The following is a 26,016-nucleotide window of genomic DNA, read 5'->3' as shown; positions in this document are numbered from 1 at the left end:
ACGGAACGTACTTTTGTTATATTTGCTTAAAATTAATTCTAAGTTAAATGAAAAAACTAATCCTCACCTTCATCGTTTGCCTTTTCAGTATTTCTTTTGTCAGTGCTCAGGAAAGTGCAGATGTTGTAATGTCCAATGCTTTGGCGCAGGCTAAAAAAGAACAGAAAAAAGTGCTTCTCATTTTTCATGCCTCATGGTGTGGATGGTGCAAAAAGATGGATCAGAATCTTCAGAAACCGGAAGTTAAACCTTACTTTACTAAATATTTTGTTACAACACATCTGACTGTGATGGAATCTCCAAACAAAAAAAATCTTGAGAATGCAGGAGGCGATCAGGTTTTAAAAAAGTACGGTGGTAGTGAAGATCAGGGAATTCCGTTTTGGGTAATTATCAATTCAAATGGTGAGATGGAAGAAAATTCAATCGACGAAAAGAAGGACAATATTGGCTGCCCGTCTGCGCCTGAAGAAGTGGATAGTTTCATTAAAAAACTGGCCAAAACAACCAAATTAAAAAAGGACGAACTGGAAAAAATTAAAACTGTTTTTGCTGCAAAAAAGTAAATAAAGTGTAGAAAAATATCTTAAAATCATTATAAGAAATCCCGAAATGGAAGTTTGGGATTTCTTTTTCAGTCTAAAATAAAATTCTCTTTATCACAGCGACAACGGTAAGGGAAGTCAGCACGTTCAATTTGTTTAGTTTCAATCGTAGTATTTCCCGCAGGATTTTTTTTAATGTAGGTGACTTTGAACTCCGCCGAATAATTATCTTCACAAAATTTCAATTGATACAGGTTACATTCGCTGATATCTGTGTCAATAAATTCTTTTTTCTCTTTTGAATAATAAGTTCTGTAATTATATTGAGTGAAATAAAACGATTCATTTTCGGTGTCATATGATGTTAAATCATAGACCTTTGTGAGGCTGTCAAAATTATAAATCTTAATTTCGTAGTGATAAATATCCTTGAGTTTTTCCTTAAAAAAAGTTACTTTCCGATGGTAATTTCCATTCACAAAAGTCTTCATTTCTGTAAAATTGTCTTTTTTGGAAATCGAATCAATAATCACATATCCTTCAACCTGCTCATCCGAGGGCTGTTTTCTCACGCAAAGTGAAGTCTTATCTGTGTACTTACATTGTAGCTCAGGATTATTATATTTGTCTTTCACTTCTCTGAAAACGAGTTTGCCGGATCGATAAGTTTCATACTGACCACCGATTTTACTCTGACCATCCAATTCGCCATTTCTGTAATAAAGACTGTCAATTGATCCGGAAAAATTATTTTTTAATTCCAGTCCTTCTTTTTTGCCTTTTTTATAATAACTGATTTGAACAACTTCCGTATTGTGATGAAAATATTTAAACCAAAGACCTTCCCTTAAATTATTGTTATATTTTCCGTTTTCTTCCAGTTTTCCAAATCTGTAAATAGAACTGAATCCGTTTTTAATACCCTCGCTGAAGTATGATTTTTCTGAGAAAATTTCTTTTGGCTTTTCAAATTTTATAAGAAATTCTCCATTTATTATCTTTTTTTTATAATAATACTTTGCATCAGAAAAGACAACATGTTTTTCTCTGATCTTTTTCTGGGAATGAAACAGTGCAAAACTCAGCAAAAGAATGAATGTAACGAAGATTTTTTCCATCAGCTATGTAATTTTGACTTCACGAAAATAGGAAATATAATCAACAAAAAACTTAATCTTCATGTCCACTTTATCTGTTATCAAAAATATTTTTATATTAAATTTGAAACAGATTATCTAAGATCAAATGAATACTTCTGAAAACAAAATTTCTGTGAACAGGTTGATTGAAATCAAACCTTATCAGGATATTTACCGGCCACAAATTCTTTCAATATGGGAAAGATCGGTTCTTGCGACACATCATTTTTTGAGTCAGACAGATTTTGAAGAGATAAAAATACTCGTCAACAGTATAGATTTTAATCAATTTGAGGTCTTTTGTCTCACCGATGAAGATATCGTTATAGGTTTCGTTGGAGTACACAGTAATAAAATTGAAATGCTGTTTCTCGAACCTCAGTATTTTGGTCAGGGTTTAGGAAAAAGTCTGCTGGAATTTGCCGTAAACAAGTTGGAAGCAAATCAGCTTGACGTGAACGAGCAAAATGAAAATGCTTTAAAGTTTTATCGGAAATCTGGCTTTGAAATTTTGGAAAGAACCGAAAAAGATGAGCAGGGTAGAGCTTATCCGCTGTTGAGAATGAAACTTAAATAGTAGAATTTGATGCAATATTTTCTTTATATTGTGAAAAAAAATACAAAAAAATTGTTCGTATTTTATATATTTACGCCTCATAAATATAAACAACAACGATGGAACAAAAGTATTTTATTCATGACGGGATAGACAAAAAAGGTCCCTATACTTTGGAAGAACTCAGGTCGCAGGATGTAAAAAGATATACCCTGATCTGGCATGGCGGCCTCAACAACTGGACAGAAGCTGAAAAACTGTACGAACTCAAATGCCTTTTTGAAACAGCTTCTCCAACCATCAATCTAAGCAAAGAAATTCAGGTAGTGCCACCCAGCCTTCCTCAAACAACCAATGATGTCAATTACAGAATCGGGAATATTGAATATCTGAATGATAATACTATTAAAGTGTATTACGAAAACGAGATTGTTCAGTACCGCTTTGCTAATTTCGGAGAAAGACTCGGAGCGAGATTGCTGGATGTTTTGGTAATAATTTTACCGGCAATGCTTATTCTGGTGCTGCCAGGATGGCTGTATTTTTCACTGATGCACAGCGGTACCGATCAGCAGACACTCGGACAAAAAGCAGCAAACATAAAACTTTTGAGCACAGACGGAATGAAAGTAAATTTCGGACAGGCAACCGGTAGGTTTTTCGTCAATATCCTAAATGTAATGACATTTTTTATAGGCTTTTTCATGTTCTTTTTCAACAGGAGAAATCAGTGCCTGCACGACAGTATTTCAAGCACAATCGTTGTTTCAGAACTCAGAAGAGAAAGAAGATTTTAATTATAAACCTCAACCTCAATCTCAACCTTAACCTTAACCTTAACCTCAGCCTTAACCAAAAAATGAAAGAAGAAAATATCAATAAACTCAATTCTCTCTTTTCCAATTTAAAATCTGAAGAACAGAAGCTCAAAGAGAGCATGGAAAAGAAAAAAAGTGAAGACGATTTATTTATCGAAGGTTTCAGAACTTTGTGTAAGAACTTTATCGATCCCAAAATGCAGGAATTCAGAAGAATGCTTCGTGAGAACGGTTTTGGCTGTAAGATTTCCTTTAGTGAAGAGATTAAAAACGGTTTAGGTATTAATTCTCACACCAATATCAAATTGCAGATTTCCAGAAATGTGGATTCTAATTTCTATGCAAATGACAAGTTTCCCCATATTATGTTTGTGGCTGATAAAAATTTAAAAAGAATCGTCATTCATCAGGACACAATTTTCCAGAACGGAACGGGAAATGCAGCTTTGAAAGAAAAAAATTACACACTCGATAATCTTTCTGAAGAAGATATTGAAAGAGAAATTTTAGAATCGGTTGAGAATATTTTAGTCAATAAATAAAACGTAAACCTGCTTCATTACAGGTTTTTTATTGGTTTAAATCTTAAATTATTTTTTCTGATAATTTTGGTTTGAAACTAAAGTAGAATCATTTAAAGTTGCCAAAAAAGACAGCAAATCTTTTCTTTCTTTTACATTAAAAACTACCGGTTTTTCAAGCTGTTTCGCTAAAGTCGCGCTTTTCACAATTCCTTTTTCATAATGATCCAAAACTTCATCTAAAGTTTTAAATCTGCCGTCGTGCATGTAAGGATAAGTATAACCGAGGTTTCTCAGACTTGGAATCTTAAACATCCATTGATCAGCCGGCTCAAAAGATTTATTCCATTTTCCGTGGTCGTCTAATTTGGGGTCGGCGGGAAGCCCGTTATTGGCAAAACCGTAGGTGGAGAAAAGAGGTTCGCTGTGGCATGAACTGCAGTTTTGCTGATACAGATGATAACCTTTCTTTTCAGAATCTGTAAATTGAGCCTTTTTCTGTTTCACTTTATCATATTTAGAATTGGCCGAAACAATCGTCAGCTGAAATTGTGAAAGCGCCTTCATCAGACGTTCAGAAGTTGCCACACTGTCGCCAAAACTTTTGTAGAAAAGCGTTCTGTATTCCTTTGATTTATTGAGTTTTCGAACAGCAGTATTAATATCTTCCCCCATTTCCGCAGGATGATTGATCGGAGCCAAAGCCTGTGCATCAATATTTGGAATCACGCCATCCCACATAAAATTTTTCTGCCACGCAAGATTAAAGATTGCAGGAGAATTTCTGTCCCCGATTCCGTCCTCAATCCCTTTACTCAAATGATTTCCCGCATGCGAAAAAGCCTGATTGGAATTATGACAGGATGAACAGGAAATGGTATTGTTTCTCGATAAAATAGGATCATAAAAAAGCTTTCTTCCAAGCTCAATTGTCGCCTTTTTCAGCGGCTTCTTTTTAAAATCATAAACAGGTTTTGGAAAATAGGAGGGATAAATCAACCCAATATCCTGCAGACTGTAGGAAAACAGCAGCAGTAAAAAAGATGCAAAGGCAAAATATTTCAGTTTTGAATACAAGAGTTTGTGTTTTTACAGATCTTTCAGAGAATCGTAATTATCTTCAGGGTTTTTGAAGTTTTGTAGGATGCGAACTACGGTCATTTCATTACCTATAACCCTATATATGATATATTTATGTTTTGTTAAAAGAAATTTTCTAAAATCCGTATCCAAATATCTTTCAAAATTCACATTGGTCATTTCCAGAATATCAATAGCATCAAGGAGTTTTTCATAAAAGTCATCGGCAACTTTCTCACTCCAATTATCTAAAAGATATTCTTCAATTCTGATTAAGTCAAGCCTTGCTTGGGAAGAAATTTTAACCTTTCGCATTTTTAAGAGTTTTTAATCTTTCTCTGCGTTCTGCTACGAAGTCATAAAAGTCTGTTGTTTCTCCGTTATCAATTTCTTCCTGAGCCTTTTTCAACGATTCCAGAATTTCTCCTTTTGTTTCATTTCTCCATTCCTTAGGTTCGATGGTTTTTGAAATAACCAAAAGTTCTTCAGGTGTAAATCTTTTTTCCTTTAATTTCTTGAAAAACGTAGGCTTTTTAATTCCTGATTTCTCTATAATGTAAGACATTTTAAAAGGAGAATTTTTCAGAATCTCATCAATGTTATTTTGAATTTCTATATATTTTTCTATTTCAGCTATCATAATTTTATAGATTTAATATCATTTTATGAGACAAATATAGTAAAATTCTTAATTTATTTGAAATGGAAAAATAATATTAGCGCAAAGATTTAATCCAATTCTTAATAAAAATAAAAAGCAAAAAAGAATCATAAAATTTGACTTGATAAAACAGTTGTATTTTGATATGTTCACGCTTAATGAGGCTTGCCTCAATCCTTTGCTCCTTAAAATTTTTTCAGCTTTAAATTAAATCTTTGCGTTGAAATTCCCGGATAGAATTTTTACAAATGAAAATACCTCGGATCGGGATATTGAAATTCAAAATCCAATTCTTTAATTAATTTTTCAGGAGAAATAGTTCTTCCCACCGTCGTTCTCTCACCATCATAAGGCAAATCTTGCTGCGCATTGATTACCTCTTCTTTATTCGGATGAATTGGGGCAACGACATTGTAAACCTTAGATTCAGAATGATTTTCCAGCATTTTTTCAATGACCGAAGCAATATCTGCATAATGAATATGATTCACCAACTGATCCAGACCTGAGATGTTATAATTTTTCAAAAGTCTTGCACCGCCCATCAATCCTGCCAATCTCAGGATATTTGTTTTAGAAAATTTTTCTAAAATAAAACTTTCACTTTCTACATCTTTTGCAGGCTGATCGTCTTCAGTAAATTCCCGATCTTCCTGAGCATAAACGCCAGTGGAGCTCATCAGAAAAAGCTGACCTTGAAAATCCCCAAGAAAATTCAGCAGGTTTTCTCTCTTGTCATTCATAGGAATTTGCGCACCTCTGATTCCCGAAAACGGAACGCTGATGATTATTGCATCTAATTCTTTTGCAGCTTCCCATGCTTTCATTTCAGAATCCAGTTCATTCGGGAAATCTACCAGTGTTGCCTGAAAACCTTTAGATTCAAACTCGTCAACTTTCGATTTTGTAGTCGTTGTTGCGAAAATTTGATATTGGTTTGATAGCCGATCTGCGACGTGGTTTCCAAGCCAGCCGCAACCGATGATTCCTAGTTTTTTCATTTAATTTCTTTTGATATTAATTTTGAAAATTTGATTTTTTTTGAAGTTCAAAAGTATGATTTATTATTAATATTTTAAAACAAAAACGTATTGCGGTTAGTCATGAAAAAATCCGTCAATTCGAGTGTTTTTCGCAGCAAAGCGGAGAAAAATGTATCGAGAACCAGTGAACCGAAGTACAAAACCTGTCTGTCATTCAAAAAGTTCTCGATACGATTTTCTTCAAAAACCTACTCGAACTGACGCCACATTCACGTTAGTGAATTCCCCCGTCAGTTCGAGTGTTTTTTCGAAACGAAGTGAAGAAAAAATGTATCGAGAACCAGTGAACTGAAGCACAAAACCTGTCTGTCATTCAAAAAGTTCTCAATATGTTTTTTTTCAAAAATCTACTCGAACTGACGCCACATTCACGTTAGTGAATTCCCCCGTCAGTTCGAGTGTTTTTTCGAAACGAAGTGAAGAAAAAATGTATCGAGAACCAGTGAACTGAAGCGCAAAATCTGTCTGTCAAACAAAAAGTTCTCGATATGGTTTTTTTCAAAAACCTACTCGAACTGACGCACTGCTTCGACGCCTATTTTATAACCGTCATTTCGAGTGTTTTTCGCAGCAAAGCGGAGAAAAATGTATCGAGAACCAGTGAACCGAAGAATAAAATCTGTCTGTCAAACAAAAAGTTCTCGATACGGTTTTCTTCAAAAACCTACTCGAACTGACGGTAGCTCGACTTTAGATTATTTAAACAAAAAACTCAGCATTCCGCTGAGTACTTATAATTTATTCCGGTTTTTCTTCTTTCCTTTTGATCTCCGAATTTTTTGCTGCTTTTACCAGCTCGTTGGTATCGCTGTAGAGGAGTTTCCAGTCGGGGACGTTTTTCATAGCGGTGAGGAGATTGAGATAGGTTTTGAGGTTTTTCTCCAGATCGCGGCGGATGGCGCTTGCACTGGTCATCTGTCTGAGACCGGCATTGGCTTCTGCCTGTTCGCCAAACACGGTTTCAAAAGTTTCGTGTTTTGTTTTCATATCTGCGAATGCAGTGTTCACAGAAAGAAGGGCAATTTTCTGTTGGTTTTCAGGACTTTCCAATGCTTCAATGAGCTTGGTCATCTGGGCGGTTTGTGAGGAGTAGCTGAGGCGGTTGAGATCCAGTCCGAAAGTTTTGAAAACACTGTACAGATCTTCCGCCGACTGAGAATTGGGTGCCGACTGTAGCTTTCGGTAGCCGTTCAGAAAAGCTTTGAGACTGCTGTAGGCAACATCCCTTTCAAAGTCTGCCGTGGCAACGTCTTTTCCTTTTCCGCTGTAGATTTGCTTGGTGTAGACCGCATCGTATTCGGTGTAGGAATTCTGCAGAGTTGCGGTAAGAGGATGGTTGGAAATGACAGGATATTTTCCTGACTGAATGTTTGAAATAATTCTTTGAGCCAAAGTCGCAAGATCTTTAGTGCTCAGCTTAGTGAGTGCAATTTTCATCTGTTTGCGTTTTTAATTAATAAATTAGAAATCAAATATATAAAAAACTTCTGTGGTAGCAAACAGTCTTATTTTAAACCAACGGAGTGCTCCGGAAGTTACAAACAGGGTTGTTTTAAATCAAAGAAGTCCTCCGAAGGTTTCCTAAAACTTGTGGGAGACTTCCGGAGGAGTACGGAAGGTACTAACAGGGTTGTTTTAAATAAACGGAGGTGTTGGGAGGTTTTGATTTGAATATTTTTAGAAGAATGTTTGTTGTTTTTTTCGGTGTTTTAAGGGAAACCGTATTTTATAATGTTATTTCTTTCTTATTTTTGTAAAACATATATATCGTAACCTCTAATTAATTACCTGTCTAACTATGATAACAAATATAAAAGTGGATGGTTTCAAATCATTATCAAATTTTGAACTAAAACTTCAACAAGGAATAAATATATTGGTTGGGCCAAATGGATCTGGTAAAACAAATATTGTTTTATTTTTTGAATTTATTTCAAAAATTATGGATAATACCGTAAGTCATTCTATTAGTGCTTTGGGAGGTGCTGGCTCAATCTTTAAAAAAATTGGCAATGAAAGTTATAGTGATAAACTAACTTTTGAAATTAGCGGATCGAGAAGGATAAAGGATAAAGAATATTTCAATTACAGATATTCAGCTATAATTGAAATCTCTTTTGAAAAAGACATAATACGATATACACATCAAAACTTTAAAGTTTTTTTTACCGAAAATTTCATTGATGATACATCAAAAATTGAAAGCCCGAAATGGGATATAGATATAGATTTCAAATCAATTGAAGAGATAGAACAATTGTCAATACATGAATATGATTTTAAAAAATTCAAAGGTGGAATCTTTTCTGATTCTAATAGAAAGGATGTAAAAAAGAGAATCACTGATTTTTTAAAAAATAGTAATTTACATCATACTAGTCTTATAAAAGGTTTGTTCCCTTTTATAAGTAATTATTTCAGTTATTTAATTTCTGACTTTAACGGTGGAGAATCTTTTAATATTGTTCCTAGTAAAGTGAAAGAACAAGAAGATGCCGCATCACCACCTGGAATAAAAAAAGATGGTTCCGGCTTAGCAACAACCTTATATGCGATGGAGACTAACAAGTCATTTATTAAGGATTTTTTCAAATTCAATCTTTTTGAAGATCCATATGAGATAAAATACAATAAGAGTACATTAGAAAAAATAATTTCTTATCTGCAATTAGCAAATAGTACTGTCTCAAATTTGGATATTATTAATGATCCATTTGATAATAGATTAATTATTAAAATACACATTCAAACAAAAGATTATTCTGCAGTTTTACCTCTATCAGCCATGTCAGACGGAACTATCAAATGGCTAACTCTTATAACGGCTATTTTAACATCAAAATCTATATATTCAATAGAAGAACCTGAAAATTTTCTCCACCCATGGATGCAAGCCGAAATTGTTAACATAATGAGAGAGCAAATAATAAATAAGGAATACGAATCTTTTGTAATTATGACAACTCATAGTGAGTCTTTATTAAATCATTCTAATCCAAATGAAGTTTTGTTTGTAACGCTTGATTGCGGTTCAACTATTGCCAAACGAATCGAAAATATTGATATTTTAAAAAACGAAATTGCAAATACGGGGTTTGGCCTAGGACATTTTTATTTTACAAACGTTATTAATTATGAGTAAACCCGCCTTTATAATTGATGGATTTACTGAAAAATTAATTTTAGAAAAAATCTGTCCTGGATCTAAAATTACGAGAACAGACTTAAATGGTAAAACAGTAACAATAAAAGCTATTGCTAAAAAAATATCTTCACTTATAAAATTATTAGGAAACAAATTTTATCCAATCATTATTGTAGTTGATAAAGAAGACAGAGAAGAATCATGTGATAAACTTATAGATGAATTAACAACAGAATTAAAACAAAATGGTTGTGAAGATCAAGACATGAGAGTTTTTTTTGCAGATAGAATGATTGAAAATTGGATTATAGCAGATTGGGATATACTTAAAAACTCAAAAGATAAACCTTTAATAACAGATGGTCTAAGAGGTTCAAAAATTATTAAAGAGTCACTTGGAAGTTATAGTAAAACAATTGATGGTGTAAATTTGTTTGTAAAATGTGATTCAAAAATAATCTACAAAAACTCACCTTCATTTAAACAATTTATAGATGGAATACAAGATATTGACTGTTATTATAAAGATATTATTTAACCAAATAAAACCTGCCTCACAGCAGGTTTTTTCCATATCTAAAAAGTTTTAAAACAAACTCTCATCCACAAAATTCGGCAGCGTCACCTTCAAATTCGGCTCCGCTTCCATTGCTCTTTTAATCGCGAAAACAGCTCCTTCATTTCTTGCCCAGCTTCTTCGGGAAATTCCGTTGTTGACGTCCCAGAAAAGCATTGATTTTAATCTTCTGTCGGCATCATCGCTTCCATCGAGCAACATCCCGAAACCACCGTTGATCACTTCGCCCCAGCCAACGCCGCCACCGTTGTGAATACTCACCCAGGTCGCCCCACGGAAACTGTCGCCAATCACATTGTGAATCGCCATATCTGCCGTAAATCTTGAACCGTCATAAATATTGGAAGTCTCTCTGTACGGCGAATCTGTCCCCGAAACATCGTGATGGTCTCTTCCCAAAACCACCGCTCCGATTTCTTCGTTGGCAATGGCTTTGTTGAAAGCTTCAGCGATTTTCATTCTGCCTTCTGCATCGGCGTACAGAATTCTCGCCTGCGAACCAACGACCAGATTGTTTTCCTGAGCACCTTTGATCCACGTAATATTGTCTTTCATCTGCTGTTGGATTTCTTCCGGCGATGTTTTAATCATTTCCTCTAAAACGGCACACGCAATATCATCTGTTTTCTGCAAATCTTCAGGTTTTCCGCTGGTACAAACCCAACGGAACGGCCCGAAACCATAATCAAAACACATCGGCCCCATAATATCCTGAACGTAAGATGGGTATTTGAATTCCCTTCCAATCGTAGGATTGTCTGACATTACATCGGCTCCGGCTCTGGAAGCTTCGAGTAAAAAGGCATTTCCGTAATCGAAGAAATAAGTTCCTTTTGCGGTGTGTTTATTGATAGCGGAAGCGTGTCTTCTCAAGGTTTTCTGAACTTTTTCTTTGAATAATTCAGGGTTTTCTGCCATCATCGTGTTCGATTCCTCAAAGGTTTGCCCGACCGGATAATAACCGCCCGCCCACGGATTGTGAAGCGAAGTCTGGTCTGAACCGATATCGATTCTTAAATTTTCTTCATCAAATTTCTCCCAGATATCGACGATGTTTCCAAGGTAAGCCAAAGAAACCGTTTCCTGATTTTCCTGAGCTTTTCTTACTCTTGCCACCAATTCATCCAGATTTTCGTGGATTTCATTCACCCATTTCTGTTCGTGACGGATTTTGGTAATCTTTGGATTCACTTCTGCAATCACCGTGATACAACCTGCGATATTTCCCGCTTTTGGCTGAGCTCCGGACATTCCACCTAAACCGGAAGTGACGAATAATACAGAATCCTCCCCAACCCCTCCAAAGGAGGGGCTTTTTCCAATTTTGCGCATAGCATTGAGAATAGTTATCGTCGTTCCGTGTACAATTCCCTGCGGACCGATGTACATATAAGATCCGGCCGTCATTTGTCCGTACTGCGAAACACCCAGCGCATTGAATTTTTCCCAGTCATCCGGCTTGGAATAATTTGGAATCATCATTCCGTTCGTCACCACAACTCTCGGCGCATCTTTATGCGAAGGAAATAATCCCATCGGATGACCGGAATACATCGTCAACGTTTGTTCGTCCGTCATTTCAGACAGATATTTCATCGTCAGAAGATACTGCGCCCAGTTGCTGAACACGGCACCGTTACCGCCGTAAGTAATCAGTTCGTGCGGATGTTGTGCCACAGCATAATCCAGATTGTTCTGAATCATCAGCATAATGGCTTTTGCCTGCTCAGATTTTCCTGGATATTCGGCAATATCTCTCGCTTTCATCTCATAGTCGGGACGGAAACGGTACATGTAGATTCTGCCGTATTTTTCCAGTTCTTCCCTAAATTCCGGCAACAATTCTGCGTGGAATTTGGGTTCGAAATAGCGCAACGCGTTTTTCAGAGCGAGTTTTTTCTCTTCTTCTGAAAGAATTTCTTTACGTTTCGGAGCGTGGTTGATTTGGGTTTCGTATGGTTTTGGCTGAGGTAATTCGGTGGGAATTCCCTGTTGTATTTGTTGTTGGAAAGTCATTTTTAATTATTCAAAAATTAAGTTCTTAAAGCCTTTTTTATCTGTTGTAATGATTCTGGCTTTAGAGAAAATGTCGTAACGATGAGTGATTTCAAAGTTCGATATTTTTTCTAAATCATCCTTTTTTAATGTCAATATATTATTTTTCAATTCGTATTTTCCTAAAATATTGTCACCCCCATGATTCCAATATTTTGCTATTTTAAAAGTTTTATCACTATATAAAAATAATTTTGTATTGCTTTCATTGAGATTTGCTGAAAGGTAAACACTCTTGTTTTCCATATAATAGTTAACTGAGAAATGAAGGACACAAATAGCAAAAAGTGTCAAAATAACAATATTTGAAGTTCTAAAATTTCCTTTTTTCTTTTTATATTTTAAGTAGTCTCTGGTATAAATGACAATTAAATTAATTAAAATTAGCAGTGATAGAATTGGAATTATAAAAATTAAATAAACAGTTGATGAGTAATCAACGTATTTTTTTGTTAAAAATAAAACTAAAGCAACTAATAAAATCAGACTGAAATATTTTATTATGAGCCTTAAAATTATCCAAGAATAACGTAAAAACATCATGTTTAAGTTTGTGGTTTCTTTTATTGGGTTTGATTTTTTGTGGTTTTAAAGATATTCAAATTAAAAAATCCCTGCAAACAAAGAAAGAGAATATAAAGGGGCGATGAAAATTCCCCTCCTCTGGAGGGGTGGCGAAAAATCTTTGATTTTTTGACGGGGTGGTTTATGCGCAATTCAACCACCCTTACTTTTCCCTTTGATCGAATCTAGCCATTCATAGGAAGTTTTACCTGCTGTAATTTTTAATGATAAAATCTTCCAGTTCCTTCATTACTACGGACAGATTGTTTTTAATATCAAAATCTGAAATTCTGAAAACTTTCAATCCCAATGATTCCAGATAATCTTGTCTTATACCATCATCAATATCTTTTTCATCATGGCTTGAACCATCGATTTCTATAATTAAGCCAAGATTTTTTACATAAAAATCAACAATATAATTTCCGATAATTCTCTGTCTGTCAAAATCAATATTATGGAAATTTTTTGCTCTCACTTTCTTCCAGAATATTACTTCATTTAGAATTCCTGCTTTGCGTTTTTGAGGTAACAGTATTTTTAAATTTGGATTGTAGGGTAGATAGTGAGTGCAATTCTTGTAAATCGGAACTCCGTTTATTTCTGTTAGGATTTCTTTCATCGGTAAGTGTTTAATGAAAGGTAAGAATATTTTTTATTTGAAAATAATAATTTCTGTTCAAAGTGCGTGTAACCACCCCGTCTTCTCCCTTTGGTCGAATCCACCCCTCCAAAGGAGGGGAATTCTGACACTGCTGATTTTTTACAGAATTAATTTCAATTTTTTCCAAAACAACAAAACCCCGCTCAAAGGCGAGGTTTTATCGTTCAATATATAATTAATTTGTGTTCTTAACCAAGACCCAACCGGTGAAACTTCTGCCGTCGGGAAGTGTGATGACGTACCAGTAGCTTGATGACGGAATTGGTCTTCCGGCAATCGTGCCGTCCCAGATTATTTGGGTGTTGGTATCCTGTTCGAAAATCTTGAACTGATAGCGGTCAAATACTTTTACATTCGTCATTTTCTTTCCGAAAACGTGAAGGTTTTTGATGATCCATTTATCATTCATTCCGTCTCCGTTGGGTGTGATGGCGTTTTTAATATCCAGAATTACTCCGTCCTGTTTTACTATACATTTTCCTTCGACATATTTCACGTAAAATGTTGTGATTCCGGTAGGAAGATTTGTGAAAATATTACTTTGCTGCCAGTTGATGCCGTCAATTGAATAGACAATCGGCTGTGAACCTGTCGCTGTAACTGTGTAGGTATTTCCGCTCGCTACCATTTGCTGGATTACGGGTACATCATAATATTTGGCTTCAAATGTCGCTGTATATGAGCATCCGTTATCTGCAGTTACGGTTACAGAATAAGTTCCCACCATATTCACATCCGTAATGGTGTTTGAATTTGAAACGACCTGACCTGCGGGATTTGTCCAGACATAGCTTACAATAGTGTGTCCTTCTACTTTTAAAGTATAGCTGAATTTTCCATCCGGACAAAAATATTGTGTTGGAATTTCAAAAATAGGCACCACTTTTAAACTGACCTTAATGGTAGTGTATTCAGGGCAAAGTCCTGCAGCTTCTACCTTGACAAAAATGGTGTTGGGACCTGTGTTTTGATTGAAATTATATGCAGCCGGATTCGAAATTACATTGGAGTTTGCCTGAAGATCAGCCAAAGAAGGGTAATAAGTAAAAGTCGGATTGCTTCCTGGATAAATTTGATTCTGAAACTGGGTTAGATTCACGTTTTCAATTTCGTCATTCAGCTGATCGCAAACATTATTCAGTAAATAAGGTCCCGGTTGCGTAATAATTTTATCTCCGAAAACAAAGTTGATGCAGGCAATATCATCACAACCTGGAATATTCATCACGCGAACCCAAATTTGTGCAGGGAAAGGATTTGCTGTGAACAGCGTTGGATTTTGAATTCCGTTGGTTCCGTTCTGGGCATCCTGTTGCGTCAGGAAAAAGCTGAATGTATTCATCGGATTGGGCAGATCCACGTACTGATTTGTGAAATTCATCAGATTGACCTCGTAGTTTCCGTCGAGATTTTCATCGCATATTTTTATGGTTGAATTGATGGCTTTTGGAGGGAAATACGTGTTCAGCTGCAATGGGGCAACAGAAAAACATCCTGTAGTGGTAGCAGTAAATCTTGCCCAAACCTGAACGCTTGAAATATCTGTAATCAAAGTGTTTCCTATCTGATTTGCAGGGCTTCCTGCGTTGGCCTCAGCCTGAGTAAGGTAAAATTTAACATTGATATTTGATAAAGGATACGTGTTTTGCGCAGGATTATACATCTGCGGAATCGCATCGGTGAGGGTAAAGGTTTCACTTAAATTGAAATCTTCATCACATTTATTCAGAACAGTATTGTTGGTGATGACAACAACAGGCAGAAAGTTCATCTGAATGGTCAGTTTTGAAGCTGAAAAACATTCTCCTGAATTGAATTTAACTTTAACGTAAACCGTTGCATTTCCGGTTACCGGATAGCTTGTTATGTTGGTTATTTCGTTGGAAAACGTCTGGTTGGCGGCATTGTAATTTTGATAATACGTAAAAGTGACAGCAGATGAACCTGAGTAGATTTGCGGCTGAGCCTGAGTGAGATTGTAATTTTCCACACCGTCATTGTTGTTGTCGCAAATATTATTCAGAACAATATTTACATTAGGATTGACGGATGGTGTTGCAACCAAACCAACTGTAAACGGATAGACCTGAGTACAGTTGTAGGAATTGATCTTGACAAAATATTGCTGAGAGCCATTTAAATTAACAGTTGTTAAAGGATTTGTTCCCGCTTGTGCATTGGCCTGAGAATTATAAAATGTAGTTGTTGCATTTTGATTACCGACAATAGCTGCAGAGAATTGATTTAAATTGATATTTTCTGAATTATCATTATTAAAATCGCAAACTGTAAAACTGGAACTGACAATCACAGGATGTACAAGATTCACAGTAATCGGTCGAACGGTAAAACAGTCATCACTCTGCTCAAATCTTACATAAAAGGTTTGGGAAACTAAATTTCCGTTATCTGTTATCGTCTGAGTTGGCGGGATGGGATTGTTGGCATAAAATGCATCATCTGCACTTGAATAAAACTCTGTAACCGGCACAGTAAGCGGATCTATCAGAAGATTGGATGATAAAGTGCTGAGATTTACCGTAATATCTTCAGTTCCGTTGAAGCAAATGTATTCATTTTTATGATTGGCTTTAATTTTTGTGAAAGTCACATTCATATTCACCGTAACGACTGTAAAACATCCTCCAGGAATTTGTACTCTGATAAAGACAGGATAAACACCTTCTTTAATGGTCTGCAAAACTGTTCCCTGAGCGGCATAAGCAGCAGCGTAAGTTGAATAGGCTGTAAAAGTTGCACCGGCCTGCGTGCTGATTAACGGACCGAGTTGCAAAGCAAATTCAAAAGGCTCGTTATTATCATCATTAATGTCGCAAATCGTTATCGGATAGTTGATTCCATGGGCATTTACTCCCGGCTTAAACTGGAAGGTCACCGGACCTAAGATGTAGGTGCAGTTGGTATCCTGAACCCTCAGCCAGACTTGTGTTCCCGCAGAAATGTTGGCTACAATAACAGGATTTGTGTTATTCTGAGCATTATTTTGACTTAAAAAATAAGCCACAGAAGTATTTCCCGGTGCAAGAAGAGAATTGTTTAGAAGGCTTAATTCGTAATCAGTTTCAATTCCGTCATTATTGGTGTCGCAAAGAACTACTGGACTGGTAAGAAGCTCTTTTGTGAAAAATCCTAAGGTCAGTGTCGCTACTCTGAAACACGTGGTTGTACTTGGGTTTTGAATTCTGACATAAATAATTTTGTTCGAATTCAGCTGATAGGAATTTGATATTCCATTTACATTATTTTGGGCATCCTGTAAAGTATTGTGATAGGTGAAATTAAAGTTGGAGGGATTTTGTGAAATTAAATTAGGTTTAAAACTGTCCAGATTAAGATTTATAGGATTGTTTCCACAAAAAGTCTGACTGTAATTGACTGCCGTAGGATAAGTCGGATCAAAAGTAAGATTAAAAGTGTCTGTAAGCGTCAGAACACTGTTTCCGCAGGTGTTGAAATTGACTTCAGCGGTGTAAATTTCATTCTGAGTAGGGCAGAGTGTCGCCTGAATTCCCGTGGCAAGGGTTTGTCCGGCCGCATTTTTCCAGATCACTTCAGGTGTAATGTCGTTTCCTGAGGGGGTGAATTTCCATGCTTCCTGCTGTGCTTCCCAGTTTCCTGTGTTTCTTGAAGCAGGGGAGTAGCCCAAAGTTCCGCTGTCATTGATAATTCCCACAAGAGCATTTTCAAATTTTCTTGTTGCGCATGGGATGAGCTTTTTGTCAATGAAAACTTCAATGATATTGGTGGTTTCGTGCAGTACAATCTGGGAAGATGATCTTTCGGTGCATCCGGCCATTCTTCCTTCGTAAAAATTCACAACAAATTTTCTGTTGGGGGCTGTCCCGATCGTTGAATAATAAATTTCAGACTGATCGGCAGCCGAAAAAACCATATCGTGATAAACTCCGAAAATTGAATTTTTCGGAAGTGAAGTGTTTGGATTTTGCCAGTTAACATTCGGGAAATTGATTTTACCTGCCTGAGAGGCGTCGAAAGTGATCATTCCGTTGGAGCCAATCACCAAAGCATTAAAATTCTGATTGAAAAAACAGAATGTAAATGGTAAATTGATTGCTGAGGTAAAAGCATCATCAAAATTCGCATTGACTGATGTTCCCGCATTTAATGCAATCGCAGGAGTGTAAGTGCCTTGCGTAAGATTGTATGTTGTCGTCTGTTTTATCGTAGGATATTCTGCGTGCAGGGCTATACATCCGTTTGTATTTAAATCATTCGTACAGGTCACATGAAAATTTTCGTTTCCTGAATTGTCTTTTATTAAAACATTTAAGTTGTTTTGCGAATAAACTGTAAAACTGATGAAAAAATAAATAATTTGTAAAATTCTTTTCATTAAAAATAAATATTTAGTTATTTTCTAATTAAACTTGGTTATGTTTAAATATTTTGCAAATTTATAACTTTTAAAATATTAATACCATATTCATAAATATTTATTTATAATTATTTAAAAATGAATTAACATAAGAAAAGCTGTCCCTATTGAGACAGCCTTTGTTTTTGCTTATGTAGAATTTGTAATTTTATATTGATTTAATTATCAATATCATCTTCCCTATCTTCGTTTTCATAATTCTCATCCTCCTCTTCATTTTCCATGTCATCGATCAGATCATCTTCGTCTTCAAACTGGTCTTCTTCATCATCAGCGATATTGTAAACATCGTCTTCTTCTGCGGGTAACTGATCGGTAATCTGTTCAAAATTGTCGTCATCTTCCGCTCCCGGAATATCCAGTCCGTAAGGCATTCCATCATTTACATGGCCGGGATTTAAAATTGGGTTTCCGTCTCCATCCAAAGGGATGTGCTCTTCCCTGTTGAAAATATCTTCACCCGGATTGTAATCCATCTCATCCAGCTTTCTTTCTTGCTCTGCGGCATTGTCTTCTGTAATCATAATATTATTTTTTGTGATGTTTCGGATAAGACAAAAATGAGTCCAATTATGAAAGAGCCAAGTAAAAAGTAGAAAGAGGCAAGTAGGATTAAGAGTCAGGGAAAGTAAAATGATCCAAGTTTAATATGTTCAAGTTTTTGCTTCACACAATAAGTGCTTGAGAAAAAAGTTGTTGATAAATCTCAAATCTCAAATCTCAAATCTCAAATCTCAAATCTCAAATCTCAAATCTCACCCGTACACTTCCTCATTCGCACAGGTTGGCATTTTTTCTCCTTTTGAGATGGCGACCAGATTTTCGGCGGCCATTTTTGCCATTCCGTTTCGGGCTTCTTCGGTTGCCGAACCGATGTGTGGGAGTACACAGACGGTGGATAGGCCGAGCAAAAGATTTTCTTTATTCATGGGTTCTGGATTGGTGACATCCAAACCGGCTCCCCAGATTTCTTTGTTGATCAGGGCTTCGTACAAATCGTGCTCATTCTGAAATCCTCCTCTCGCTGTATTGATAAAAATTGCATTAGGCTTCATGTTTTTAAAAACTTCAGCATTAAAAAGTTCGCTTTGTTCAGGTTTGAAATTTGCATGGATGGACAGCACATCAGACTGAGCCACCAGTTCATCAAACGAAACGTATTTAGCATCGAGCTCTTTTTCCGCTTCTTCGTTGTGATTTCTGTTATGGTAAATGATATTCATTCCGAAAGCATATTTCGCTTTTTTAGCCATTTCAAAACCAATTCTTCCCAAACCGAAAATTCCCAAAGTTTTCCCTGTAAGTTCCTGACCCAGTGCAAAAAGAGGATCGAAATCTCCCCACTCGCCGTTTTTTACTCTTTCAAAATAAAAGCTTGATCTGCGTGCTACCGATTGCATTAAAAGAAACGCAGTATCTGCCGTTGCTGCACTTAAAACATCCGGTGTGTTTCCAACAGGAATTTTTCTTGATGTAGCTTCTTTAATATCAACGTGATCAAAACCTACTGAAAAAAGAGCAATAGCTTTTAAGTTTGGGCATTGTTCGAAAAAATCTTTATCGAATTTATGAAAACCCACATTCAGAATCAGATCACTTTCCTGACAATATTTCAGCCATTCTTCATGGGAAAGATTGTCGTTTTCAGGGACGAAAACATCAAGACCATTTTCTTTCATTATCTTCATTCCAACTTCCGGAATTCTTTTGTTTACAAATACTTTCATAAGATCTATCTTTTTATTCAAATAAAAAACCTCACTATATAAAAATGAGGTGTGTTAGTGTTAATTTAAATTGTTTTTAAAGTACTTTTAAATTCAATTATCATTCCGAACGCCGGAAATTTAGCCCTTAAGTTTAATCAATTCGCCCTTTCTTTTAACTAAATTTTTATAGTCCCACTGTATTTCTACAGATTTTTTAAGCCATCGCTTCAAATCAACTTCGTTAATCTCAGTTTTATCATTGAAAAATATTGAAGCATCCTGAAATTTATCGCCTTCTACATTCAGTTTTTCTTCCTGAAAAGATTTTCCGCTCCAAAACATCAGACGGATTCCTTTTTTCTGTCTGCTGAAACCTACAATCGGATTTTCCTCCAGAAACCAAACGGGATGAGAATGCCAGATTTTATTTTCTGCATCATTCAGTTCCGCATCAATTATTTTTGAAAGTATATCGCAGATTTCTTTGTCTGAACCTGACTGTTTTTCAATGTAATCAAGAATATCAGGATTAATCATATTTATTGATTGGTATTATTCAGCATCGGAACAAATTTATAGGCACCGAATTCTTCTTTTTCAAATTCCGTGGGAGAAATTTTGGTAAATCTGTACAAAACCTGCTGATCGGTCGGCCCCAACGGAATCACCATTTTGCCACCCACTTTCAGCTGTTTCAATAATTCCGTAGGCAAAACTGAAGCGCCGCAAGTCACGATAATTTTGTCGAAAGGAGCAAAAGTCGGTAGTCCGGCAAAACCATCTCCGAAACTTTGAAATTTAGGGTAGAGATTCATTTCCCTCAGTTTCTTTTTAGAAAAATCAAAAAGATCTTTCTGTCTTTCAACGGTGTAAACCAAGGCTTTCATAGCGATTAAAACTGCAGTCTGGTAACCGCAACCGGTTCCGATTTCCAGAACTTTTTCTCCTTCCTTTACCTCCAGAAGTTCAGACTGCTCTGCTACCGTGGAAGGATGCGAAATCGTCTGGTGTGCAGCGATAGGAAAAGCGCGGTCTTCGTAGGCGTAATCTTCAAAAATACTTTCAATAAAAAGATGTCTGGGAACGTGATTGATGGCAGCGAGAACATTTTCATCAGAAATCCCGATGCTGCGTCTGAGATAATCTACCAAATTCCTTCTCTTTCCCTTATGTACAAATGAATCCTGCATAGAGCAAAAATAAGGAATTGATTTGAGATTTGAAGTTTGAGATTTGAAATTTTGCCGTGATTTTATTAAAATTAAACCAATACTTTTCATGATACAATTTTCAATTTGAAATTTGAAGTTTGAGATTTGAAATCTTACCGTGATATAATAAAAATTAAACCAATACTTTCCATGATTCAATTTTCAAAAAATCTACATAACCATCAAATATTAAAATTAAATAAACCCCCGAACAACAAATCCCGAATCTCAAACCCCGCATCTCGCATCTCGCATCCCGAACCTCGCACCCCGCACCCCGAATCTCAAATTTTCAAACCTCAAATTTCAAATTAAGCTTTATATTTACAAAAATTTAATACAGCTATGTTAAAAGCAGGTTTGGTAGGTGCAGGTCATTTGGGAAAAATCCATTTGAGGCTTCTTAATCAGTCAGATAAATATGAATTTGTTGGTTTTCACGATAAGGATGCAGAAAACGGCAGAAAACTTGAAGCCGAATTCGGGTACAGATATTTTGAAAATTTTGATGAGTTGCTGGATCAGATTGAGATGCTGGACATTGTGACGCCGACGCTTTATCATTACGATTATGCTTTAAAAGCAATTGAAAAAGGACTTCATTTCTTCATTGAAAAACCGGTGACTCAAACGTTGGAACAGGCCGAAGAAATCGTGAGAAAATGCCGTGAGAACGGGATCAAAGCACAGGTTGGACATGTTGAAAGATATAATCCTGCGTTCATTGGTGCGAAAGATTATATTCAGGATCCGATGTTTATTGAAATTCACCGTTTGGCAGAGTTTAATCCGCGTGGAACCGATGTTTCTGTAGTTTTGGATTTAATGATTCACGATCTTGATATTTTGTTGAGTGTGGTGAAATCCAAAGTGAAAAATATTCACGCAAGCGGTGTCTGTGTGGTGAGTAAAAGTCCAGATATTACAAATGCGAGAATTGAATTTGAAAACGGTTGTGTTGCCAATTTAACGACTTCCAGAATTTCAATGAAAGCCATGCGAAAAAGCCGTTTTTTCCAGAAAGATGCTTATATTTCTGTAGATTTCTTGGAAAAAAAGGCCGAAGTTATCCGAATGAAAGAAGCGCCGGAAAACCCAACACCTTTCGATATGATTATTGAAAATGCTGAAGGTGAAAAGAATCAGATTTTATTTGAATATCCTAATATTCAGGCGAATAATGCCATTTTGGATGAATTGAATTCGTTTGCAGATGCCATTCTTCAGGAGAAAAATGTAGAAGTTTCTTTGGAAGATGGGACTGAAGCTTTGAAAGTGGCTTTGGAGATTATGGAATTGATTTCGTAGTTAACATCATTGCGAGGAACGAAGCAATCTGTTGAATATGAAACACAATCCAATTAAGAAAAAAACAACACGACTTTATATGAAAAAAATAAGCTTACTATTCCTCCTGATTTCTGCATTTTTCTGTGCACAGCAATCGGTTTTAGACAAGAAAATAAATGCAATCGTAAAAGATAAAAAAGCAACAGTCGGAATTTCTGTTTTGGGATTTGAAAATGGTTTTAAATATAGCAAAAACGCGGAAAAAAAACTGCCGATGCAGAGTGTTTTCAAATTTCACATCGCTGCAGCGGTTTTGGATTATGTTGATAAAGGAAAACTGTCTCTCGATCAGAAAGTTTTACTGACCAAGGATAATTTAATGCAAAACACATGGTCGCCTTTGCGTGATAAATATCCAAATGGTGGAGTAGAAGTTCCTTTGAGTGAAATTGTTGAGCTTACCGTGGCACAAAGCGATAACAGCGGTTGCGATATCTTGCTCGGACTTTTGAGCGGACCAAAAACAGTACAGCAGTTTTTCGATTCTAAAAATGTAAAGAACTTTCAGATTATTTCAGGCGAGGCAGAAATGCACAAAGACTGGAATGTGCAGTATAAAAATTATTCCACCACAAACGCCGCGGTGGATGCTTTAAAAAAACTCTACGACGATAAACTTCTTTCTGAAAAATCGACAGATTATCTGATGAAAGTAATGCTCTCAACTTCCACAGGAAAAAATAAACTGATCGATCAGCTTCCCAAAAACACGCCCGTAGCAAGGAAAACGGGAGCTTCAGGAAAGAATAATGCCGGTCTTACAGGCGCTGAAAATGAGATTGCCATCGTCACTTTACCCAATGGCAAACATTATGCAATAGCTGTATTCGTCAGCAACTCAACAGAAAGCAGTGAGGTCAACTGTAAAATGATTTCAGATATTTCTAAAGTTGTCTGGGATTATTTTAATAAATAAAAATTTAAGCTTAATTTTAAAAACTTCAAAAATGAAAAAAGTATTATTAATATTCGGGATTTTCACTTCTGCAATTTTCTTTGCACAGAAGAGCGAAAACTTCTATCAGATCAGCTACAACAGCATCTGCTGCGGGCCGCCTTCAGAAAAGCCTGTGCGAGATTATATCCAGAAATTTCAGGGTAAAAATAAAAGTAAAACCGTTGAAATCTATAAGCAGACCGGTTTGGGAAGAGAAGGTGAATTCAAACTTTTTGTAGGAATTGATGCCCTGTCAAAATCAAACAGAAGAAAATTTATTTCGGGTCTTGAAGCTGCAATTAATGCACAGAATAATTCAAAAGGAGGAAGCGATGGAACAGTAGATTTCATGGGAACCTCGATGGTTTCGAAAAGTGCTTTATCAGCTTTACCCAACACTACTTTAAACAAAACAGAATTAACAAAACAGAAAATAAAATGATCAAAAACATTGTAGTTATCGGCGCAGGAACCATGGGAAATGGGATTGCACACACTTTCGCACAAAGCGGTTTTAAAGTAAATCTTGTAGATATTTCTCAGGATGCTTTAGATAAAGGTTTAAAAACGATAACCACCAATCTTGACAGAATTATTGCAAAAGGAAACCTTACAGAAGACCAAAAAGCTGAAACTTTAGGAAATATTTCAACTTTTACAGAGTTGAAGAACGCTGTAACCGATGCGGATCTTGTAGTGGAAGCTGCAACGGAAAATCAGGATCTGAAACTGAAAATCTTCGCTCAGATGGATGAATTTGCTCCTGAAAACTGCATTTTATCTACAAACACTTCATCTATTTCTATTACTAAAATTGCTGCCGCTACAAAAAGAGCAGACAAAGTAATCGGGATGCACTTTATGAATCCGGTTCCGATTATGAAACTGGTGGAAATCATCAAAGGATATTCTACTTCAAAGGAAACTTTCGATGCGATCTACGAAATGAGCAAAACTTTAGGTAAAGTTCCCGTTGAAGTGAACGATTATCCGGGTTTTGTGGCGAACAGAATTTTGATGCCAATGATCAACGAATCCATCGAAACTTTGTACAACGGCGTTGCGGGTGTTGAGGAAATTGATACGGTGATGAAGCTTGGAATGGCTCATCCGATGGGACCGCTTCAGTTGGCAGATTTTATTGGTCTTGATGTTTGTCTGGCCATTTTAAATGTAATGTACGACGGCTTCAAAAATCCGAAATATGCCCCAAATCCATTGTTGGTGAACATGGTGATGGCAGGGAAATTAGGAGTTAAATCCGGTGAAGGTTTCTATGATTATTCCGAAAGCAAAAAAGCTGAAAAAGTAGCAAAGATGTTTGCGAAAAAGTAGGAAGCTGGGTGCTGGAAGTAGGAAGTCAAAATAGTCTTCAATATTGAATTTTAAATTTTAAATCTTGAATCTTAAATTTGAATCCTTGAATTTTAAAGAAAGAAACATTCAGATATCAATGGTCATCATTACTTTAGTGATGACCATTTTGCGTTTTTTACTGAACGAAAAGGGTAGGGTAAATCCGGATTCGATCCGATACATGAGGTTTGCCCACGTTTTGCCGGAAGTGGATAACACGATTACGCCGCTTGGATATCCTTTATCCATTAAGTTTTTTACGTTATTCGGAACAGATGAATTTTGGGCAAGTAAAATTGTCGGTATTTTGGCTTTCCTTTTTATCATCATTTTTGCTTGGAAAAAGAGATTTTTCTTTAAAGAATCGGTTTTGATTTCAGCCATTTTCAGTTTTCTTTCCATCTTTTCTTTTACGATGAGTGAAGCCTTGATTTTGCCTTTCGTATTCCTGTTTTTTTATTGTGCTCATCAGATTATAACCGGAGAAATTTCTGGCGGAAAAGCCATTTTTTACCTGTCAATATCGCTGATTGCTTTATATAATATCAGATACAGTTCTTTGTTTTTTGTAGGAGGAACCGGACTTTTCGGATTGATTTTCTGCAAGAGAAATTATGCTAAAACCTTTATTATTTCAGCATTTATTGGTCTTCTTTTTATCATAGTATATAAATTTTTGTTTATAGATTACTTTAATTCAAATTACATCAATGAAGCCTTAGAAATCGGACTCAATCCGACTTCAAAATTAGTTCCGGAATTTTTTCAGGGACTTGCGACTTCCTTTAATCCTTTCATTCATATAGCAGATCCTGGTGGAGGAAAAATTAATGTCGCCATTTACGGAATTGGGGCTATGAATATTGTGCTAATGCTTTATCTGTTTTTTACTAAAAGACTTTCTGAAACTGATAAATTTCTTTTGCTAATTGGTGTTTGCGGTATAGTTTGCTCATATTTTATACAGTATTTTTACTGGATTACGCCGCTGGATTATCGTTTATTGGCACCGTTTTCATTTCCGGTTTGGTTGGTTTATTTCAAAAAGCTGTTTGAGATTTTTAATGTTAAAACCTATGCGTTGGGGTTTTTAAGTTTAATTTCAGGAGCTTTATTTACATGGTTATCTAAAGGAGATTACCTTGAAAACCGAAAAGAAATCACACGGTTTCTTAAACAGGAAAAACTTGAAAATACAAAGCTTTTGTTTTATGTGAAAGATGTTGAAAAACTTGATGAAGTGCAGATTGCTGAACTCATAAGTACTGTAAATCCGGATATTGATCTCACTTCCAAGGTGGAAGACACCTTGAAGAAAACAACGTTAACACAACATAAAGTTTTAGAAAAAATAAAGCTCAGAAAGAATAAGTTTCAATAATTTTATTATCTTTGATTAAAGTTAAAACATTACAAAAAATGAAATTACCAAAGTTTTTATTAGCAGACAATTCGGAATTTCCAGAAGATTTATTCGTGGTTCATACAGAGTATCCAAGATTTATCCTGAACGTTGAAGAAGAGGAAGTTGAGTGGTTAGACGATTTGGAAGGCGATGATGAAGAATCGATGGCAGATGAGGCTACAAAAGTAGTTGAAGCTGCGTTCAAATGGTGCGACGAAGAGTTGGCTAAGTACGACGAAGAAGAGGAAGACTAAGAATCAACA

Annotated in this window: 26 protein-coding genes; 12 read left to right on the top strand and 14 right to left on the bottom strand. The window is 35.9% G+C overall.

Annotated features, from left to right (window positions below; all coding sequences use genetic code 11):
* Positions 1–47 precede the first annotated feature (47 nt).
* Entirely contained in the window at positions 48–566 is a 519-nt protein-coding gene (locus NG809_RS03835; protein WP_262148227.1) for a thioredoxin family protein, read from the top strand.
* 68 nt (positions 567–634) lie between these two features.
* Here NG809_RS03835 and NG809_RS03830 read toward each other — a convergent pair whose 3' ends face one another.
* Complete coding sequence (locus tag NG809_RS03830) at positions 635–1,663, bottom strand: hypothetical protein (RefSeq protein WP_262148225.1); 1,029 nt, start codon at positions 1,661–1,663, stop codon at positions 635–637.
* 127 nt (positions 1,664–1,790) lie between these two features.
* On the opposite strand from NG809_RS03830, the gene NG809_RS03825 reads away from it, so the two are divergent.
* The 3 genes from NG809_RS03825 to NG809_RS03815 all read left to right on the top strand — a co-directional run bounded on the left by NG809_RS03825 (position 1,791) and on the right by NG809_RS03815 (position 3,600).
* Entirely contained in the window at positions 1,791–2,261 is a 471-nt protein-coding gene (locus tag NG809_RS03825) for a GNAT family N-acetyltransferase (protein WP_262148223.1), read from the top strand.
* Positions 2,262–2,359: 98 nt separating this feature from the next.
* Complete coding sequence (locus NG809_RS03820; protein ID WP_262148221.1) at positions 2,360–3,037, top strand: RDD family protein; 678 nt, start codon at positions 2,360–2,362, stop codon at positions 3,035–3,037.
* 62 nt (positions 3,038–3,099) lie between these two features.
* The gene (locus NG809_RS03815) at positions 3,100–3,600 is read left to right on the top strand and encodes a hypothetical protein (protein ID WP_262148220.1); all 501 of its coding nucleotides are present in this window, start codon (positions 3,100–3,102) and stop codon (positions 3,598–3,600) included.
* 48 nt (positions 3,601–3,648) lie between these two features.
* On the opposite strand, the gene NG809_RS03810 is transcribed toward NG809_RS03815, so the two are convergent.
* The 5 genes from NG809_RS03810 to NG809_RS03790 form a co-directional block, all read right to left on the bottom strand.
* Positions 3,649–4,656 (bottom strand): cytochrome-c peroxidase, encoded by a 1,008-nt coding sequence (locus tag NG809_RS03810; RefSeq protein WP_262148218.1) that lies wholly within the window; start codon positions 4,654–4,656, stop codon positions 3,649–3,651.
* 12 nt (positions 4,657–4,668) lie between these two features.
* Complete coding sequence (locus NG809_RS03805) at positions 4,669–4,974, bottom strand: type II toxin-antitoxin system RelE/ParE family toxin (RefSeq protein ID WP_262148216.1); 306 nt, start codon at positions 4,972–4,974, stop codon at positions 4,669–4,671.
* Positions 4,961–5,299, bottom strand: coding sequence for a hypothetical protein (locus NG809_RS03800; RefSeq protein WP_262148214.1), 339 nt, complete (start codon positions 5,297–5,299; stop codon positions 4,961–4,963). The genes NG809_RS03805 and NG809_RS03800 overlap by 14 nt, the downstream gene beginning before the upstream one ends.
* A gap of 263 nt (positions 5,300–5,562) precedes the next feature.
* A complete protein-coding gene (locus tag NG809_RS03795; RefSeq protein ID WP_262148213.1) occupies positions 5,563–6,321 on the bottom strand; it encodes a Rossmann-fold NAD(P)-binding domain-containing protein in 759 nt (252 codons plus the stop codon).
* A gap of 780 nt (positions 6,322–7,101) precedes the next feature.
* Entirely contained in the window at positions 7,102–7,800 is a 699-nt protein-coding gene (locus NG809_RS03790) for a DUF6261 family protein (RefSeq protein WP_262148211.1), read from the bottom strand.
* A gap of 361 nt (positions 7,801–8,161) precedes the next feature.
* Between NG809_RS03790 and NG809_RS03785 the strand changes: the two genes are divergently transcribed.
* Together NG809_RS03785 and NG809_RS03780 are read left to right on the top strand one after the other, a co-directional pair.
* Complete coding sequence (locus NG809_RS03785; protein ID WP_262148209.1) at positions 8,162–9,505, top strand: AAA family ATPase; 1,344 nt, start codon at positions 8,162–8,164, stop codon at positions 9,503–9,505.
* Positions 9,498–10,046 carry a DUF4276 family protein gene (locus NG809_RS03780; RefSeq protein ID WP_262148208.1) on the top strand — a complete coding sequence of 183 codons (549 nt, stop codon included), beginning with the start codon at positions 9,498–9,500 and terminating at the stop codon, positions 10,044–10,046. Before NG809_RS03785 ends, NG809_RS03780 begins: the two co-directional genes overlap by 8 nt.
* 48 nt (positions 10,047–10,094) lie before the next feature.
* On the opposite strand, the gene NG809_RS03775 is transcribed toward NG809_RS03780, so the two are convergent.
* From NG809_RS03775 to NG809_RS03740, 8 genes are all read right to left on the bottom strand, one after another.
* A complete protein-coding gene (locus tag NG809_RS03775) occupies positions 10,095–12,101 on the bottom strand; it encodes a urocanate hydratase (RefSeq protein WP_262148205.1) in 2,007 nt (668 codons plus the stop codon).
* Between the two features lie 6 nt (positions 12,102–12,107).
* Positions 12,108–12,683, bottom strand: a complete 576-nt coding sequence (locus NG809_RS03770; RefSeq protein ID WP_262148203.1) for a hypothetical protein — start codon at positions 12,681–12,683, stop codon at positions 12,108–12,110.
* A 226-nt stretch (positions 12,684–12,909) separates the two neighbouring features.
* On the bottom strand, positions 12,910–13,326 hold the full coding sequence (locus NG809_RS03765; protein WP_262148201.1) for an endonuclease domain-containing protein: 417 nt from the start codon (positions 13,324–13,326) through the stop codon (positions 12,910–12,912).
* A gap of 217 nt (positions 13,327–13,543) precedes the next feature.
* Complete coding sequence (locus NG809_RS03760) at positions 13,544–17,743, bottom strand: T9SS type B sorting domain-containing protein (protein ID WP_262148199.1); 4,200 nt, start codon at positions 17,741–17,743, stop codon at positions 13,544–13,546.
* A gap of 200 nt (positions 17,744–17,943) precedes the next feature.
* Positions 17,944–18,309, bottom strand: coding sequence for a hypothetical protein (locus NG809_RS03755; RefSeq protein WP_262148198.1), 366 nt, complete (start codon positions 18,307–18,309; stop codon positions 17,944–17,946).
* Positions 18,310–18,540: 231 nt separating this feature from the next.
* A complete protein-coding gene (locus NG809_RS03750) occupies positions 18,541–19,512 on the bottom strand; it encodes a 2-hydroxyacid dehydrogenase (RefSeq protein ID WP_262148197.1) in 972 nt (323 codons plus the stop codon).
* Positions 19,513–19,632: 120 nt separating this feature from the next.
* On the bottom strand, positions 19,633–20,031 hold the full coding sequence (locus NG809_RS03745; protein ID WP_262148196.1) for a DUF1801 domain-containing protein: 399 nt from the start codon (positions 20,029–20,031) through the stop codon (positions 19,633–19,635).
* A gap of 2 nt (positions 20,032–20,033) precedes the next feature.
* Positions 20,034–20,684: a protein-L-isoaspartate(D-aspartate) O-methyltransferase gene (locus NG809_RS03740; RefSeq protein ID WP_262152553.1), complete on the bottom strand. Its 651-nt coding sequence runs from the start codon at positions 20,682–20,684 to the stop codon at positions 20,034–20,036.
* Positions 20,685–21,050: 366 nt separating this feature from the next.
* Between NG809_RS03740 and NG809_RS03735 the strand changes: the two genes are divergently transcribed.
* From NG809_RS03735 to NG809_RS03710, 6 genes are all read left to right on the top strand, one after another.
* Positions 21,051–22,013: a Gfo/Idh/MocA family protein gene (locus NG809_RS03735; protein WP_262148193.1), complete on the top strand. Its 963-nt coding sequence runs from the start codon at positions 21,051–21,053 to the stop codon at positions 22,011–22,013.
* A gap of 79 nt (positions 22,014–22,092) precedes the next feature.
* Complete coding sequence (gene bla-A, locus NG809_RS03730; RefSeq protein ID WP_262148191.1) at positions 22,093–22,971, top strand: CGA/CIA family class A beta-lactamase; 879 nt, start codon at positions 22,093–22,095, stop codon at positions 22,969–22,971.
* 31 nt (positions 22,972–23,002) lie between these two features.
* The gene (locus NG809_RS03725; protein WP_262148188.1) at positions 23,003–23,434 is read left to right on the top strand and encodes a hypothetical protein; all 432 of its coding nucleotides are present in this window, start codon (positions 23,003–23,005) and stop codon (positions 23,432–23,434) included.
* Entirely contained in the window at positions 23,434–24,327 is an 894-nt protein-coding gene (locus NG809_RS03720) for a 3-hydroxybutyryl-CoA dehydrogenase (protein ID WP_262152552.1), read from the top strand. The genes NG809_RS03725 and NG809_RS03720 overlap by 1 nt, the downstream gene beginning before the upstream one ends.
* Positions 24,328–24,412: 85 nt before the next feature.
* Positions 24,413–25,729, top strand: coding sequence for a hypothetical protein (locus tag NG809_RS03715; protein ID WP_262148186.1), 1,317 nt, complete (start codon positions 24,413–24,415; stop codon positions 25,727–25,729).
* Between the two features lie 38 nt (positions 25,730–25,767).
* Complete coding sequence (locus NG809_RS03710) at positions 25,768–26,007, top strand: hypothetical protein (protein ID WP_056032111.1); 240 nt, start codon at positions 25,768–25,770, stop codon at positions 26,005–26,007.
* The last annotated feature ends 9 nt before the right edge of the window (positions 26,008–26,016 follow it).

It is taken from the genome of Chryseobacterium foetidum, from assembly GCF_025457425.1.
In the GTDB taxonomy this organism is placed as follows: domain Bacteria; phylum Bacteroidota; class Bacteroidia; order Flavobacteriales; family Weeksellaceae; genus Chryseobacterium; species Chryseobacterium foetidum.
The sequence above is the reverse complement of the archived record's forward strand: the minus strand, read 5'-3'. Positions and strand labels throughout refer to the sequence as shown.

Coding starts and splice junctions, on each gene's coding strand:
- NG809_RS03835 (WP_262148227.1), top strand. CDS start 48: ATGAAAAAACTAATCCTCACCTTCATCGTTTGCCTTTTCAGTATTTCT.
- NG809_RS03830 (WP_262148225.1), bottom strand. CDS start 1,663: ATGGAAAAAATCTTCGTTACATTCATTCTTTTGCTGAGTTTTGCACTG.
- NG809_RS03825 (WP_262148223.1), top strand. CDS start 1,791: ATGAATACTTCTGAAAACAAAATTTCTGTGAACAGGTTGATTGAAATC.
- NG809_RS03820 (WP_262148221.1), top strand. CDS start 2,360: ATGGAACAAAAGTATTTTATTCATGACGGGATAGACAAAAAAGGTCCC.
- NG809_RS03815 (WP_262148220.1), top strand. CDS start 3,100: ATGAAAGAAGAAAATATCAATAAACTCAATTCTCTCTTTTCCAATTTA.
- NG809_RS03805 (WP_262148216.1), bottom strand. CDS start 4,974: ATGCGAAAGGTTAAAATTTCTTCCCAAGCAAGGCTTGACTTAATCAGA.
- NG809_RS03800 (WP_262148214.1), bottom strand. CDS start 5,299: ATGATAGCTGAAATAGAAAAATATATAGAAATTCAAAATAACATTGAT.
- NG809_RS03795 (WP_262148213.1), bottom strand. CDS start 6,321: ATGAAAAAACTAGGAATCATCGGTTGCGGCTGGCTTGGAAACCACGTC.
- NG809_RS03790 (WP_262148211.1), bottom strand. CDS start 7,800: ATGAAAATTGCACTCACTAAGCTGAGCACTAAAGATCTTGCGACTTTG.
- NG809_RS03785 (WP_262148209.1), top strand. CDS start 8,162: ATGATAACAAATATAAAAGTGGATGGTTTCAAATCATTATCAAATTTT.
- NG809_RS03780 (WP_262148208.1), top strand. CDS start 9,498: ATGAGTAAACCCGCCTTTATAATTGATGGATTTACTGAAAAATTAATT.
- NG809_RS03775 (WP_262148205.1), bottom strand. CDS start 12,101: ATGACTTTCCAACAACAAATACAACAGGGAATTCCCACCGAATTACCT.
- NG809_RS03770 (WP_262148203.1), bottom strand. CDS start 12,683: ATGATGTTTTTACGTTATTCTTGGATAATTTTAAGGCTCATAATAAAA.
- NG809_RS03765 (WP_262148201.1), bottom strand. CDS start 13,326: ATGAAAGAAATCCTAACAGAAATAAACGGAGTTCCGATTTACAAGAAT.
- NG809_RS03760 (WP_262148199.1), bottom strand. CDS start 17,743: ATGAAAAGAATTTTACAAATTATTTATTTTTTCATCAGTTTTACAGTT.
- NG809_RS03755 (WP_262148198.1), bottom strand. CDS start 18,309: ATGATTACAGAAGACAATGCCGCAGAGCAAGAAAGAAAGCTGGATGAG.
- NG809_RS03750 (WP_262148197.1), bottom strand. CDS start 19,512: ATGAAAGTATTTGTAAACAAAAGAATTCCGGAAGTTGGAATGAAGATA.
- NG809_RS03745 (WP_262148196.1), bottom strand. CDS start 20,031: ATGATTAATCCTGATATTCTTGATTACATTGAAAAACAGTCAGGTTCA.
- NG809_RS03740 (WP_262152553.1), bottom strand. CDS start 20,684: ATGCAGGATTCATTTGTACATAAGGGAAAGAGAAGGAATTTGGTAGAT.
- NG809_RS03735 (WP_262148193.1), top strand. CDS start 21,051: ATGTTAAAAGCAGGTTTGGTAGGTGCAGGTCATTTGGGAAAAATCCAT.
- bla-A (WP_262148191.1), top strand. CDS start 22,093: ATGAAAAAAATAAGCTTACTATTCCTCCTGATTTCTGCATTTTTCTGT.
- NG809_RS03725 (WP_262148188.1), top strand. CDS start 23,003: ATGAAAAAAGTATTATTAATATTCGGGATTTTCACTTCTGCAATTTTC.
- NG809_RS03710 (WP_056032111.1), top strand. CDS start 25,768: ATGAAATTACCAAAGTTTTTATTAGCAGACAATTCGGAATTTCCAGAA.